The sequence below is a fragment of the Paenibacillus tyrphae genome, from assembly GCF_027925525.1.
GTDB classification, from domain to species: domain Bacteria; phylum Bacillota; class Bacilli; order Paenibacillales; family NBRC-103111; genus Paenibacillus_G; species Paenibacillus_G tyrfis_B.
On the sequence record NZ_BSDJ01000058.1, the window covers coordinates 1 to 13,585 of the forward strand.

Genomic DNA, 13,585 nt, shown 5'->3' on the forward strand with positions numbered 1-13,585 from the left:
CCTATGCCATGGTTCTCTGTTTCTACGGCTCGGGAAAACTAGGTCCAGTAGAACTCAACTCTTTTTTGGCAAAATTTAAAAGTTCCCTTAATCTTCAGCAAATCACCGCACCTAAACGTGCTTCGCGGAATTCCGCCAAAGGAAAAATCGCTCAAATCAACAATAAATCGATACGCTATGACTATCAAATTTATCCTATGAACTAAAAAAATATGAAAATATGAGCATCTATCAGTCTCACAGTGGCATGAAGCTTCATATGCTATTATTAAGAAAGGTGGTGATCTTCAATGACTGCCCCCAAAAACCATTCAAATTCCGGAAAATCCGTTAGAAACTTCATTAAAAACAGCGGCAACTCAAACGTAAAAGTAAAAGTTGAGACAGAAGCCATCTCCAAAGCCGTAGCAGAAGCCATGCAAAAGCAGCAGCAACAACAACGGCAAAAAAAATGGCACTAAGTGCAGCATCAGGTAACGCTCGGGCCCGGATCATTTGGGCCTCTTTTACGAATGGACTAAATTCCCATAGGTTTGTTCCTCGTCGCGATATCACCCTGAATTTCGAATTAAACGCCTTGTTGTCCGCCTTTACTCAGCTTGCTCCTCAACACCGCTTTCACGATCATCGCGATAATAACCAGAACCAGGGCAACCGTTATCGTAGAAATCCATACGTTCGCGTGACTAACTTGCAGCAGATAAAGCCATAAATAAAGACTTGTTAGCGTAATAAACAAGGTAGGAACGGTTAAAATCATGCCGATTTTAAAATAATAGCCCCAGCCGATTTTCATGTTTTTCGCAGATAATACATGCAGCCACAGCAGAGTGGCCAATGAGCCGATCGGAGTGATTTTGGGCCCCAAATCGGAACCGATCACATTAGCATAAATTAACGCCTCTCGAATGAAGCCCTGTGTTTCCGTCCCCTTGATGGCCAGCGCGTCGATCATGACCGTCGGCAAGTTGTTCATGATCGACGATAGAATAGCCGCGATGAACCCTGTTCCTACGGCAGCCGCGAACAGTCCGTTGTCTGCGACGGCTTGGATGACGCCGCCCAGCGCAGCGGTTAGCCCGGCATTTCGCAATCCATAAACAACCACATACATGCCGATGGAAAAGACGACAATCGACCAGGGAGCCTCTTTAACAAGCTTCCAGGTATGAACAGCCGGGCTTTTTCTCGCGGCTGCAAGAAAGGCGATAGCGGCGATGCCCGCAATAACCGATACAGGAACGGAGAACAACCCGCTTACGAAATAAGCGATAAGCAAAGCCAGCAATATGACCCAAGACCATTGAAACAGCTTCCTATCCTTAATAGCTTCACTTGGTCTTTTGAGCCGGGCGGTATGATAGCTCCTCGGGATACTTTTGCGAAAATACAGGTACAGCACAAGAAGACTCGCCAGAATGGAAAAGAAATTAGGAACGAGCATACGGCCTGCATATTCCGCAAAGCCGATGCCAAAATAATCGGCAGATACGATATTGACCAGGTTGCTCACGACCAATGGCAAGGAAGCCGTATCGGCAATGAATCCGCTCGCCATAACAAACGGCAAAACCATTTTGTCCTCAAACTGAAGCGCCCGGACCATGGCAAGCACAATCGGCGTCATGATCAAGGCTGCGCCATCATTGGCAAACAAGGCAGCAACCGCCGATCCAAGCAAAATGATGCTTATAAATAGGAGCATGCCGTTGCCTCGCGCAAGGCGCGCCATATGTAACGCCGCCCACTCAAAAAAGCCGACTTCATCGAGCACCAATGAAATTAAAATAATGGCTACAAATGTCAAGGTGGCATTCCATACGATGCCGGTTACGGCGGCAACATCCGTGAAGCTCACCGCGCCGAACATTAAAGCAAGAATAGCTCCCGCACTTGCCGACCAGCCGATATTCAATCCCTTGGGCTGCCAGATGACAAACATTAGAGTAACCAAAAAGATAAGAAACGCAGTGACAGCCATAAACTCCTCCATCCTATTCGCAAACGTTTTTGAGCTGCCCGATTTTTTCTTTAAACGATGGAACGGAGTCCAAAACCGCTTGAAGATAGGGCTTTTGTTCGAGGTTTAAGGAATAATAAATCCATTGCCCTTTGCGCGTTTCGTTTACAAGCCCGGCTGCCCTTAATTTGCGCAAATGCTGGCTTGTATTGGGCTGCGACGTTTCCAACAGCTCCACGAGGTCGCAAACGCACAGGGCCCGCTCTTTCAATAAAGCAAGAATCGTTAGACGTGTCTTGTCGCCAAGCAGCTTGAAGCTGTCGGCCATTTCATCGATTCGTTCCATGAAACCCCTCTATCGCCCCGAATTATAGAAATTGCAAAATAAATATATATCAATTCAATCATATAATCAATTAGTTATATAATGAAAAAAAATGTAAACATCCTCTAGACATGGTAAAGCCCCTCTACGAATTCGTAGTAGAGAGGCCGGCGGTTCACCACTTGTTATGTCTACACAAATTTTTTATATGCCCTAATTCGCCGGTACATGGTTCTATCTTTCATTTTAAGGAAGTGGGACATGGACGGAAACAGATTGGCTTCAATGATCCACGGATGGCCTTTCAGATCGAATCCCACATCCAATCCGTAAATACGATGGCGTGGAAATAAAACACTTAATCTTCTGGCCGCTCTTACAGAAACCCGATTCATCTTCCACTGCAATCTTGGCGAAGAAAGATGTTTTATTGTCGATTTTTGAATGGCCGCCTTCACTGGAAGCAGCCTTCCTTTGCTTCTCTCATTATTCGAAACGATATAACCTCTGCCTGCAACTTTGGCGATCTTCGCCGTTACTTTCCATTTACTAGAGTACTCTTTCCGCTGTATGATGACCCGCATATCAAAAGGACAGCCGGCTATGGTCGGACGAGCAATTCTGCGTTGAATCATATAACGGGTGTTCCCGATTCTTCTTTGGATATATTTATAAGTGCTTTCTTTCCCCTGTAGCTTGATTTTGATATTCTCAAAGTGCAAAGCATACGTATTGCCGCCTAACGAAGATACTTGAATGACGCCCTGCCCCCGGCTGCCTCTTACCGGTTTCAAGATGACGTGCTGATATTTGGAAACAAGCTTCCAAAGAGCATATCTCGACATCATTCTCGTTTCCGGCACGTAGGGGTCCAAACGTTTGTATTTTTTCAAGAACCAATATTTCAGCCACTTATCTTTTGTCGCCGACATCGCCCGTCTCCTCCTCCCGTTTTACAAAACCGATGCTTTGGAGATAGTGCTCAAGCCGTTCCAGGAACGTTTCGATATCTTGATAAGCAATATCCCCCATCGTTGCGATTCTGAAAGTATTCAATCGATCGAGTTTACCGGGGTAAATGGTGATCCCTTCGCTGTAAAAATAGTCGTGCATCTCTTGAAAATGAAAGGCGGCGCAATCCGGTTCGAGGATGGAAGTGACGATTTTGGCGTGATATTTTTCGGGGACGAGGTAAGTTAAACCTAGCCGGGTGATGCCGTGAATCAGCGTGGTCCACGAATTCACATACCGTTCGTAGCGTTCCTGCACGCCTTCCTGCTTTAATTCCTCAATCGCTTGTTTCAGGGCATACAGAGTCTGCACGGGCGGCGTAAACCGCATTTGCCGGTGGTCCGAAAAATACTTGTACTGCGCATAAAGATTCAAATAATAATTTCTCGGCTTCTTGTGCTTCAGGCTCTCCAATTTGTTTTTTTCCGCTACGACAAAGGAAACTCCAGCCATGCCCTGAAGATTTTTATTGGAGCTTGCGGCCAAATAACGGACATTCATTTCCTTCATCTGAATCGGAACAGCGGCAAAAGAACTCATGGCGTCCACGATCATGTCGATTCGATACCGGCTGCACAATTCGCCGATCGCCTTAATGTCGTTAAGCAGACCGGTGGTCGTCTCGTGATGCACGACGGCGAGATGCGAGATCGCGCGGCCGGAGGCTTGGATGAACCTCTCCAGAGCAGCCAAATCAATCGTATCATCGGAAGGGCTTTTAAATTCCAGATAATGGAGTCCGTAGACTTCGGCAATCTCACATATCCGTTTCCCATACGCCCCGTTATTGATGACCACGACTACATCTTGTTCCGCCAGGACCGAACTGATCATGGATTCAACCGCCGCCGTGCCGGAGCCGCCGAACAACACCGTCGTATAATGATCCGGATCGGCGACCAATCGGGTCAGCTCTGCGGAGATATAGGTCATCAAATCGCCGAATTCCGGTTCGCGGGGACAAATATCCGGCACCACCTGCGAGAGCTTCACGCTATCGCTTGTTGTCGCTGGCCCGGGATTAAGCAAGATATTCCTCTTCACAGCCATCATATTCCCTCTTCCTTACTGTCCGATAGTAGCCTGTTTCAAAAAACGCTGCAGCCGTTCCTTAACTTCGTAAGGCTTCATATGGGGACGTCCAAGCTGCTCCTTGGAGCTTTTGGAAATTTTCATATATAGAAACGTCAATCCTTTTGTTTGTTTCCATTCTTTCAAGGCGGCTTCCAGTTGTTCTAAATTATGAATATATAGCGACTTCATGTAGCCGCAGGAAGCGGCAATCGTGACGAAATCGCTGTTATGGGATACCGTGCTTTGTCCTCCTGTCGATTCATGCGCGTTGTTGTCAAGCAGAATATGAATCATATTGGGCGGATGGTAATAACCGTTTGTAGCCAAGCTCCCCATTCGCATAAGCAAGGAACCGTCTCCGTCAATCACCACAATATCCGTGCCGCTTTGGGCCAATGCCATCCCGAGTCCAAAAGAACTGATGCAGCCCATGGAGCCTACCATATACAGGTTATGATCGGCATCTTCGATTTCATATAACTCCCGCCCGGTTTTGCCGGTTGTGGCAAGCTGTACGGTCTTGCTGTCCTTCAAAGCATTGATGACGGTCAAAGCCTCATACCGCGTCGGCATCTGAAGCTCCGCATGACGGTGCGTTCTGAGTTGATTCCCATGGATCGACGATTGTTGTTTTCGCAGCACCTCTTGCTCGAATGTCCCTTTTCGAACGACAAAGAAAAAAGAGCGGTTGTTCGCGATATACGCATCAGCCTGTACCAGTTGAAGTTTGGCCTCTTCCAAATCGTTAGACAAATACTGCCATTCCACTTGCATCAAATCCAGCAACCCGGTTGTGATTCTGCCCATCAGTTCATGCTGAGGCTCATCGGGAATACCCGGCTCCCCGCGAAGACTGACAAAGCCAAGCAGCGGAATCCGGAACGGATAGGTAAGGGAGGTCAATGGGGATACGGCATTGGTCAGACCCGAATTTTGCATGAGCACAACCGACTTCTTTCCCCCCACATAGGCGCCGGATGCAATGGCGACCGCATCCCCTTCATTCGCTGCTGCAACATATTCGCATTCGTTGATAGCATAGTTGATTAAATTTTTCAGAAAAGAGCACGGGACACCGCTGAACAGCTGAAATCCCAAATTTTTCATTTCCTGTCCAAATAATTTTGTATCGATCATAAGCGTTCGTCCGAATCTTTGTCCGTGGAAGGAAGATATTTTTGCTCCGCTGTCTGAAGCTCCTCGGCCCTTTGAAGCCGGAACACTTCCTCAAGCGTAGCGACACCGCTTTCTACATGGACAAGGCTCTTCTCCTGAAAAATTTGCCTGGATACTTTTTTCATCGCCTCGATCGAGGCCCGCAAATTATGGTTCGCCCAGATGACGAGGCTGATCCCGAGCTCCTGGAACCGGGCTGTCGGAGTGGTGTAATATTTGGTGGGCACAATCACGACCGGCAGTCTTCCGCCCCATTCCTTCATAAACGATTCGATTTCCACGGTGTCCGATCTCTTACTGTGAATGAGAACGGCATCGGCACCCGCCCGCCGGTAAGCCTCCGCTCGCCGTAGGGCTTCTTCCAGCCCCCATCCTGTAATGAACGCTTCCACTCTTGCCACGACGACAAAGTCTTCATCCGATTGCGTATCTTTCATGGCTTTAATTTTGCCGCAAAATTCATCCACATCGGCAAGCGGTTGAGCTTTGGCATCGATGAAGGAGTTGGTCTTCGGAAAGAGCTTATCTTCGATACAAACGCCTGCAATGTGGCGCTGTTCCAATTTTTTCACCAATCTTCTGGCATTGTTGAAGTTTCCGTAGCCGGTATCCCCATCAAGCAAGATAGGAATCGACGTGGCGTCGCTCATAAATTCCAAAACATCCAGCACCTGCGTCCAGGAAGCTTCATTGTTGTCCCTAACTCCCATTGCTGCGGAGATGGATAATCCGCTCGCCCAGATGCCTTTGAACCCGGCCTCTTCGGCAATGGCAGCCGACAGCCCGCTATGGGCTTCCATGATAAACTCCAAATGTTGCGAGTGAATCATTTGTTTTAGCTGTTTTGTCTTTTTCATTGGCCGTTTTCCTTTCTAATTGATCGGTCGCCTCCGAATCAAGCGCTTATTTTTCATAATCCTACGCAACGGGGTCTTGTCTGGAAGTTGAGTGAACAGCTTATGCCCGGGCCGCGAGTTGGCTTCGATAATCCATATACGGCCGTTTTTCTCAATCCCAAGATCAACTCCCAGTTCACGAATCGCATGCCGTTTGTTGATGGTTCTAGCCATATAATGGGAGATCGTTGTTATTTTTCGCAGCGTGGCATTTATTTTTTTTCGATCCTTAAAGAGCCTCGATAGCACCCGGTTGAGCTGTACCCCATGTCCGCCTTTGTGATAATTTGTGACGAACCGGCGCGGAGCGGCCACACGGGCAGCCATGCCGGAAATTTCCCATTTCTTATTCGGTTTCTGCATGTAAATTCTGGCGTCAAAAATCGATCCCTTGTATTGGGCCAAACGAAGTCCCCGCTGCACCAGATACTGTTCGGATGATTGCAAATACGACTGAATCGCCTTATACAAAGAGGCGGAACCGACGAGTGTGCGCCTAAGACCGCACCGGACTTCGTATCCGTTGCGGACCCTATTGACCCGGATGATGCCGTTCCCCCCGCTGCCATGATTGGGTTTGATGAAGATCGTCGAATACGATCTCAGCATCCGCAAAGCCCTCGCATGGGTAAACCAGACCGTTTCGGGGATATGGCGACGTAAAACGGAGTGTTGTAGCATTTCCCTATGCTTCTTCATTTTTCCGATTCCCACGGCTATCCTCTCTTCTCCTTAATATATTTTTTACATATTATGACGAATAAAAATTTTAAACACGGTGTAAACCTATAATTCTTAAATTTTGCCCCCGCAACTCTTAAAGATCACTTGCCTATGGTATGGCCTGCAAGGGAGCGATATCCTATGACTCTTTTGTGAAATCACACCACTTTTGAAAGGGGAGCTTCAAAGCGCACAGCATCATCTGGACTTTATATCAAGAAGTTGTCCAAAATAAGAAAGCCAATCAACCTCCTGTTAAATGTAAAGGAGGTTGATTTATTCTTTTAAGGCATCACAATCACTTTCTCTTCGCAGGATGCACAATACTTCGCATACTGGATACAAGTGTCCAATGAATCGTCCGGCTCCATCGGCCACCAGCGGATCGCCCCTGCAGGTGCATGGGAAGCGAAAAACTCCACTTCCTTGGGGATGCGGCCCACAACGATAACCTCGGTGTTCTTAAAGCCCGACTCCATACCCATTTGGAGGGTCTTCCTTAATTGAGTATGCTCCGTTTCCGGATGAGAGTATGGAATCGGGAACAATATCGAAGCACGGGAAGCATCTTCATGAATGACATGAGCCGTTTTGCGGGCGGGATCGTGTACGGAGGTCTCCCATATACGGCTGTACGGCAGATGCTCCGGCAGTTCCAACTCGGTCAGCCTCGAATGAATTCTATCGTGGTACACCCGTTCCAGTTCTCTAACCAAAATCTGGATCTGCTTATTTCTTAGGAAAGTGGTGTTGTTTCCTCTTTCGTTCCGATATTGGATATAGAGTAAATCGGGAATAGCCGCAAACTTGCTACAAAGAAACGTCCGAATCAGCATGTCGTAATCGTCGGCCACCAGCAACTCATCGCGATGGCCCCCGACCAGATGATAACAATCCCGGGACCATGCACGAGGATGATTCGGCAACCCGACCAAATGGCGGACCGTATTGCCGTTGATCGTCGTATGTCTGTGCGCATTTTGCCAGCGGTTCATGGCATGCAGCCAGACCCGGTAAAATACGCTGTATCCAAAACCGCAATCCCAGCCGTACCAATGCCCATGAAGGTTCTCTGCGTACACCTCGGTGCAATCCCCGTAAACCAGGCCGCATTCGGGATTTTGCTGAAATGCCCGAACAATCTTCTCCAGGCAATCGGGCATCAGCTCGTCATCATGATCCACCTCGACTAAGATTTCCCCTGTACAAAGACCTGCGGCATACCTTTTGAGCGCCCCAATATAGCCATTGCGGGAATCCTGACGATATCTGCGCACGCGCGGGTCTTTCAAAGGAAGCAAGTCATTCTTGTAAGTTTCCTCGTCATCTCCGGAATCGTCCACAATGACCCATTCCCAGTTCGGGTAAGTCTGATTTAACAGCGATCGATAAGGACGTTGAATTCTTTCTTTGGACCTGTAGCTGGCCGTGAACACGGAGATCAGAGGCGTATCGGAAGAAAAACGGGTAGGAGGAACGGTTTTGTTGTCAGGGAGAGGATCCGTCCCACTGAGCCAGCAATAAAACAATTTATTCGATTCGAGTTCGTCAGGCGAATGAAAGTGAAGCCAACGTTTTTTTTCCTGAACAGGCAGCGATATTAGGGTTGTAAAAGGTTTCCATTCATCACCTATGGAAACATAGACGCGTGGCTTCCGGGGGCCGGCATCGACTAATGGGTCATCAGGTCCGTACATTTTCACGGTGATGTGGTTTTCTTCCAATCTCAAGATCGGTTCTTTCAATTTACTCTTCGAAATCTTGTCTGTCACAAACAAATGAACCGTCAATAAAGGAGTGAAGTCCGACGACAAGTTGATTCCCCTTTCCCAGATCCATTCTCTTTTTTTCACATACGCAGTGTATTCCGCCGTTCGAATATTTGTCCGCCAAAAAGCCTTGTATGAATGCACATTTCGCTTATGAACGCATACTCTGGGAGATAGCAATCCTATCGTACAATGCGAGACACAACTTATTTTAAGAAAGGTGGAGTTATCTTGGGACATGCGTTGGTTAGTGTCGTTATTCCCGCTTATAACCGGCCCCATACGCTTAAAATCGCCATCGACAGCGTACTCGAACAAACCTACCCGAATATCGAAATCGTCATCTGCGACGACAGCTCCAACAACGAAGTGCAACAAATGCTGGAAGCAGCTTATCTGCCGTCTTATCCCCAAATCAAATATCACAAAAACGAGAAAAACCTTTTTCTTGAAAACTGGCACAGATGCTTCGATCTGGCCTCGGGGGAATATATCAATTACTTGATGGATGACGACGTATTTCATAAAGAGAAGATCTCCAAAATGCTCCGTTTTTTTCACGAATTCGAAAACATCACGCTAGTCACCTCCTACCGACAAACCATCAATGAATCGGGAAGCTTTCTTGCGCCCATCGCCGCAACGGTCAGACTCTACGAAGAGACGAGAGTGATGGATGGAAAAATGCTGGGGAACATCGCGTTAACCCGCTGCTTAAATGTGATCGGCGAGCCGACGACCGTTTTGTTTAAAAAGGCGGACCTGACCGAACCGTTCGGAGTATACCGCGGGAAGCAATATTCGCTGATCAACGATATGGCTGCCTGGTTATCCCTATTGTCCAAAGGAAAAGCGGTTTATATTCCGGAAGCGCTCAGCTACTTTCGGTTACATGCCAACCAAAACAACAGCACGCTTGGCTTTAAAGCGTTCAGTGAATGGCTCGATATCACGATCGCCTCCAGAGATGACGGCTTTCTCGAAACGGAGGAGTTGTACAAAACCGCCCTTCTTGCTTACCGCAAACGCGTACAGGGATACCCGCAATTCGCAGCGGACATTCAGCGGATCGATACGATCTTGAATACGATAGAATGAAGCATTGCCAAAATCGGAGAGCCAGTTATTCGCCGTTCCCCCCATTCACGGGATTCATACTATAAGGTATACACATGGATTGGAAGATGGATTCCAGTGAGAAGAGGTTGCCTCATGTATGAAATTCCGTTCTTGCGACCGAACTTAGTCAAAAAGGAGCGGTTGCTTTCTTATTTTGAAAACATAGAAGGAAGCCGGATTTACTCCAATTACGGACCCTTAAATCATCTGTTTGAAACGCGCGTGATTGCCCAAATGTTCGGCGGCATCGGCGCAGCCGTGACGGTGCATAACGCTACAATCGGGCTGATGCTGGCGATTTTGCAAAGCAAGCGGCCCCGGGGCAAATATGCGGTGATGCCCAGCTTTACTTTTGCAGCGACTCCTCTAGCCGCCGAGTGGTGCGGGCTTGAGCCCTATTTCCTGGATATTGAACCGGACGATTGGCAAATGAACAGAGCGCAATTGGAAGAGACGGTCGAGCGGCTGGGCGAGCAGATCGCGGTCGTCGTTCCTTACGCCACTTTCGGTTCGGCTATCGATCTATCCCTATACGATAACCTGCTGCTGGAAGGAATTCCGGTCGTTATCGATGCGGCTGCCAGCTTTGGAACGACTGCTCTGGAGGATGCTGCACAATTCGGCAAAGGCTTCGGTGGAGCCGTGGTGTTCAGCTTTCACGCGACCAAAACGTTTGGCGTCGGAGAAGGCGGGCTAGTGTATAGCGCGGACCAGGATCTCATTCAGCGAATCCGCCGGGCCGGAAACTTCGGCTTCTCCAGCTCCAGAGAATCCGTGATGTTAGGCTTAAACAGCAAAATTTCCGAATATACCGCCGCTATCGCCTTGGCCACTCTCGAAGGATTCCAGGCCGTACAGGAGCGAAGAAAAACGATCATTGGCTATTATCGCCGTGAACTGCAGCAGCGGGATTTATTGCAGCGGGGATGGTCTGCCCAAAAGATGCAAGGCCAGGTGCCCCTGCAATTTTTCTCTCTGCTGAGCCCGGAATCTCCCGGCAATCGGGAAGTCATCCGGCGGTTAGCCTCCCATTCGATTGAAGCCCGGACTTACTTCTCCCCGGCATGCCATCAACAGAAGCAGTTTCAAAGCTGCCTCCATTCCGATCTTCAGGTGACGGAACGGGTTGCAGACCGAATTGTCAGTCTGCCGCTCTGGGAGGAAATGAATGAGGCCACCGTTGGGCGAATTGTGAAGGTGCTTGGAAGCATTACCGAGGGGAATGCCATATGAGAAAGATCGTTATTTGGGGATCGGGCGGACACGCCCGCGAGGTCAACTGGCTTTGCGAAGAGCTGGGCGTGCAGGTGCTGGGGTTTCTGGACGAACGGCCGGAAATGAAGGACCAACGGGTGAATGAAGTTCCCGTATTGGGAACGCTTGACGATATCGAAGCGATGCGGCATGAGGTCGAAATCTTATGTGCCGGGGTCGGGGACCCGGCGTTAAAGAAGCGGTTCGCTTACGATACCATCCGGTCGGGATTCCGCATCGCAGCCCCGCTGATCCATCCGCGTGTCCGTTTGTCGGGAAGAAATACCGTTGGGCAAGGCAGCATGATCTGCGAAGGCGCCATCCTTACCGATAATATCCGGATCGGATGTCATGTGATCATCAATCGAAGCGCCAACATCAGTCATGATACGGTCATTGACGATTATGTCACCATCGCCCCGGGTGTGAATCTGGCGGGCAACGTGGCCGTAGGCGAAGGAGCCTACATCGGAATCGGTTCCTCGGTTCGGGAGAAATGCCGCATCGGCTGCTGGTCTATGATTGGCGGCGGAGCCTTTGTCAAAGACGATATCCCCGACTTTACTATGGCTGCGGGGGTGCCAGCCGTCATCAAAAAGCGGCTGGAGTAAATAGGAAAGGAGAAACATCATTTGGTTGACCACCTCAAACACCAAGGTCCCTACTATTGTCCTTATTGCAATCATACGATTGTACGCTTTCGCCCGTGGCCGGATATTTACGACTTTCCCAAGTGCCAGTATGAAATGTGGAACAAGCTGACCGCCATGTGTCCCGTGTGCTCCTCTTTCGACAGAGAAAGATTGTATAAATTCTATATTGAACGGGAAACGGATCTGCTCGTAAGGCCACAAAAATTACTGCACATTGCACCCGAGAAAAATTTAAGGAAATGGTTAAAAGGGCTTCCGAACATTACCTATATATGTGGCGATTTAATGCCTCAGGATGCGGAAATGGAGCGGGTAGATTTAACGGCCATGCCTTACGCTGACGAAACCTTCGATGCCGTGATTTGCAGCCATGTACTGGAACATATCCCCGAGGATCACAAAGCGATGGCGGAAATCTACCGCGTATTGAAACCGGACGGCTGGAGCATTCTGCAAGTGCCGATCGCTTTAAACTTCGAGGAGATTCTGGAGGACCCGGCGGTGACCTCACCGCAGGCAAGAAAAGAACACTTCGGCCAAGACGATCATGTACGCATTTATAATCGCAAAGGATTCGTTGACCGGTTGGAAGCGGCCGGGTTTCATGTCGTTTTATTTAATTTGGCGGAAAAATACGGTGTCGAGGAAGCAAACCTGTACGGTTTATCCGAGAAAGATACGTTGTATATCGGGACCAAGCAGGCTGTTCCTCCACAATGAATCGACTGTCCCCCAATTACAATTTGAAGCGCCGGCTGCCGCTTGGCAGACGGCTTTTTTGCGGGTGAACGGGCGCTTCCCCAAAGCTCATCCCTTCGCGCCGAAAAACGTACGGTGATTACTGAGCCGTTGACGACGATGATCGCCTCAGTATCCCTGTGAACGCGGTAAGCAGCCATTTCAAAATATACGATTTCACCTCTGCAAGAGCCGAGGCTCGCTGCGTATTATCACATACTATATTGAAGGCTTCACGATCTTAAGTTTTTGAGAGTGAAGCTATATCAGCATACGGAGGTGATATCCAAGTTGGCCGAATCCGCATTTAGAGCCCGAGCACTTACGAACCAAATTATTACAACATCCGGACCGTTCAACATAGCCTTTCAAACCGTTGAGTATGATTTGAACGGCGAGTATAACCCAGCGACTTCAACCTTCGTCTCCAGCCAGGGCGGCGTGTATACGATTAGCGTCAGCCTTCTGCTCTTGGCGGACCCTTCCGTGGATTACGTTGCAATTTCATTGACAGGACCTGACCAATCCGGAATGATATTCATCCGAAATATGGATCGTCCGGACCTGCCTTTCACGGTAAACCTCACCGCTCAAATGAATTTCGCTCCGGGTGACAGCTTGTCGGTATTTCTTCAACCCAACGCCGGAACGGTTACTGTGTTAGCCCAGTCTGTCTTTACTCATCTAGAGGCTGCACGGACGGATGGAGCCGTTGGACCAACAGGACCTCAAGGGCCTCAAGGACCTCAGGGAGGAGGACCTCAAGGACCTCAAGGACCTCGTGGTACGCAAGGAACTCAAGGACCTCAAGGGCCTCAAGGACAGCGCGGCCTTCAAGGTGTTCAAGGACCTCAAGGACCTCAAGGCACTCAAGGACCTCAAGGTAC

The 13,585-nt window shown here is 48.9% G+C and carries 15 protein-coding genes; 7 read left to right on the plus strand and 8 right to left on the minus strand.

All coding sequences use genetic code 11. The features are described 5' to 3' along the window. Nucleotides 1–206: hypothetical protein (locus QMG93_RS34570; protein WP_281944442.1), on the plus strand; the 206-nt coding region annotated here is incomplete at its 5' end. An 84-nt stretch (nt 207–290) separates the two neighbouring features. Continuing rightward, nucleotides 291–461: a hypothetical protein gene (locus tag QMG93_RS34575; RefSeq protein WP_281944443.1), complete on the plus strand. Its 171-nt coding sequence runs from the start codon at nt 291–293 to the stop codon at nt 459–461. 107 nt (nt 462–568) lie between these two features. Here QMG93_RS34575 and QMG93_RS34580 read toward each other — a convergent pair whose 3' ends face one another. From QMG93_RS34580 to QMG93_RS34615, 8 genes are all read right to left on the minus strand, one after another. Next, a complete protein-coding gene (locus QMG93_RS34580) occupies nt 569–1,981 on the minus strand; it encodes an arsenic transporter (protein ID WP_281944444.1) in 1,413 nt (470 codons plus the stop codon). 13 nt (nt 1,982–1,994) lie between these two features. Continuing rightward, nucleotides 1,995–2,306, minus strand: coding sequence for an ArsR/SmtB family transcription factor (locus tag QMG93_RS34585; RefSeq protein WP_281944445.1), 312 nt, complete (start codon nt 2,304–2,306; stop codon nt 1,995–1,997). Nucleotides 2,307–2,476: 170 nt separating this feature from the next. Beyond that, on the minus strand, nt 2,477–3,217 hold the full coding sequence (locus QMG93_RS34590) for a YheC/YheD family protein (RefSeq protein ID WP_281944446.1): 741 nt from the start codon (nt 3,215–3,217) through the stop codon (nt 2,477–2,479). After that, complete coding sequence (locus tag QMG93_RS34595) at nt 3,198–4,349, minus strand: 2-aminoethylphosphonate aminotransferase (RefSeq protein ID WP_281944447.1); 1,152 nt, start codon at nt 4,347–4,349, stop codon at nt 3,198–3,200. The genes QMG93_RS34590 and QMG93_RS34595 overlap by 20 nt, the downstream gene beginning before the upstream one ends. Before the next feature lie 12 nt (nt 4,350–4,361). Beyond that, nucleotides 4,362–5,507 carry a phosphonopyruvate decarboxylase gene (gene aepY / locus QMG93_RS34600; protein ID WP_281944448.1) on the minus strand — a complete coding sequence of 382 codons (1,146 nt, stop codon included), beginning with the start codon at nt 5,505–5,507 and terminating at the stop codon, nt 4,362–4,364. Then, nucleotides 5,504–6,403, minus strand: coding sequence for a phosphoenolpyruvate mutase (gene aepX / locus QMG93_RS34605; protein ID WP_281944449.1), 900 nt, complete (start codon nt 6,401–6,403; stop codon nt 5,504–5,506). Before aepX ends, aepY begins: the two co-directional genes overlap by 4 nt. A gap of 15 nt (nt 6,404–6,418) precedes the next feature. Then, nucleotides 6,419–7,156: a YheC/YheD family protein gene (locus tag QMG93_RS34610; RefSeq protein WP_281944450.1), complete on the minus strand. Its 738-nt coding sequence runs from the start codon at nt 7,154–7,156 to the stop codon at nt 6,419–6,421. 293 nt (nt 7,157–7,449) lie between these two features. Further along, entirely contained in the window at nt 7,450–8,979 is a 1,530-nt protein-coding gene (locus QMG93_RS34615) for a glycosyltransferase (RefSeq protein ID WP_281944451.1), read from the minus strand. A gap of 186 nt (nt 8,980–9,165) precedes the next feature. Between QMG93_RS34615 and QMG93_RS34620 the strand changes: the two genes are divergently transcribed. The 5 genes from QMG93_RS34620 to QMG93_RS34640 all read left to right on the plus strand — a co-directional run. Continuing rightward, nucleotides 9,166–10,032: a glycosyltransferase family 2 protein gene (locus QMG93_RS34620; RefSeq protein WP_281944452.1), complete on the plus strand. Its 867-nt coding sequence runs from the start codon at nt 9,166–9,168 to the stop codon at nt 10,030–10,032. A 114-nt stretch (nt 10,033–10,146) separates the two neighbouring features. Next, nucleotides 10,147–11,286, plus strand: coding sequence for a DegT/DnrJ/EryC1/StrS family aminotransferase (locus QMG93_RS34625; RefSeq protein WP_281944453.1), 1,140 nt, complete (start codon nt 10,147–10,149; stop codon nt 11,284–11,286). Next, nucleotides 11,283–11,918: an acetyltransferase gene (locus QMG93_RS34630; protein WP_281944454.1), complete on the plus strand. Its 636-nt coding sequence runs from the start codon at nt 11,283–11,285 to the stop codon at nt 11,916–11,918. Before QMG93_RS34625 ends, QMG93_RS34630 begins: the two co-directional genes overlap by 4 nt. Nucleotides 11,919–12,263: 345 nt before the next feature. After that, complete coding sequence (locus QMG93_RS34635) at nt 12,264–12,680, plus strand: class I SAM-dependent methyltransferase (RefSeq protein WP_331488676.1); 417 nt, start codon at nt 12,264–12,266, stop codon at nt 12,678–12,680. 721 nt (nt 12,681–13,401) lie between these two features. Beyond that, nucleotides 13,402–13,585 (plus strand): hypothetical protein (locus QMG93_RS34640; RefSeq protein WP_281944456.1); only part of this gene is annotated, 184 nt, incomplete at its 3' end.